Source organism: Gallintestinimicrobium propionicum, assembly GCF_025567525.1.
GTDB classification, from domain to species: domain Bacteria; phylum Bacillota; class Clostridia; order Lachnospirales; family Lachnospiraceae; genus Gallintestinimicrobium; species Gallintestinimicrobium propionicum.
The window spans coordinates 1-1218 of the sequence record NZ_JAOQJY010000051.1 but is presented as its reverse complement, the minus strand read 5'-3'; the positions used below and the strand labels follow the sequence as shown (position 1 = coordinate 1218).

Below are 1218 nucleotides of genomic sequence, written 5' to 3'. Positions count from 1 at the left end.
GCTCGGTATTCTTCGGGAAGTGATCCACGAAAGGCAGGATTGTAGAGCCATAAAACAGCAGGCCCTCGCCCTCACCGGAGTGCGTCACATAAGATAATTGGTGTGTGGAAATCCCCAGTTGCTTGGCGAGGATCTGACGGTCTCCGCCTGCCTGGTTGAGCATATACACGAAGTCGGAATTTTCAAAGATATTTTCCACCTCGCGGCTGGAAAGTAGATCTTTGACGTTCTGCGTGATTCCGGTGGGGATGCCGCCCCATTTTCTGAATCGCTTCCAAATTTCTACCGTATAAGCAGCGGTCTGTTCCTCCTTCAAAAGCAAGTGCATCTCGTCGATGTAGTAGCGGGTAGACTTGTGAGCGGCACGGTTGATGGTGACACGGTTCCACACCTGATCCTGAACTACCAGCATACCGATTTTTTTAAGCTGCTTGCCCAGTTCCTTGATGTCGTAGCAGACAATCCGGTTATCAATATCCACATTGCTCTGATGATTGAACACATTCAACGAACCCGTTACATAGATTTCCAATGCCGTTGCAATGTACTGAGCTTCTTTTTCTTCCTGCTCCCGCAACAGGTTATAAAGGTCCTCCAAAATCGGCATATTCTCCGGCTTTGGGTCATTGAGATATTCGTTGTAAACCAGCCGTACACAACGGTCAATAATGGTTTTCTGCACCGGCTGCAAGCCCTCCTTACCGCCCACGATCAGCTCACACAAACTGAGGATAAAGTCAGACTTGAGTGACAGCGGGCTTTCATCATCCGAATAGTCCAGATTCAGATCCATCGGATTGATATAGTTGGTTGAAGTAGGTGAGATCTTGATGACCTGCCCATGCAGACGCTCAACAAGAGGTGCGTACTCCGCTTCCGGGTCACAGATAATGACATCATCACTGGTAAGCAAAAAGCAGTTGGCAATTTCTCGTTTTGCGCTGAAGGACTTACCGGAACCCGGCGTACCCAGAATCAGGCCGTTGGGGTTTTTCAGCAGCTTTCTGTCCACCATGATGAGGTTGTTTGACAGAGCATTGATGCCGTAGTACAGGGCTTCTTTCCCGTTCTGGAACAGTTCCTGCGTAGTAAAGGGCACAAAGATAGCTGTGGAACTGGTGGTCAGTCCTCGCTGGATCTCAATCTGATTGAGACCCAGAGGCAGACAGCTCATCAGCCCTTCTTCCTGCTGGAAGTCCAGCCTGGTCAGCTGACAGT

At 49.5% G+C, this 1218-nt stretch carries 1 protein-coding gene; it reads right to left on the bottom strand.

All coding sequences use genetic code 11. The features are described 5' to 3' along the window. Positions 1–1218: VirB4-like conjugal transfer ATPase, CD1110 family (locus tag OCV62_RS18065; RefSeq protein WP_262588383.1), on the bottom strand; the 1218-nt coding region annotated here is incomplete at both ends.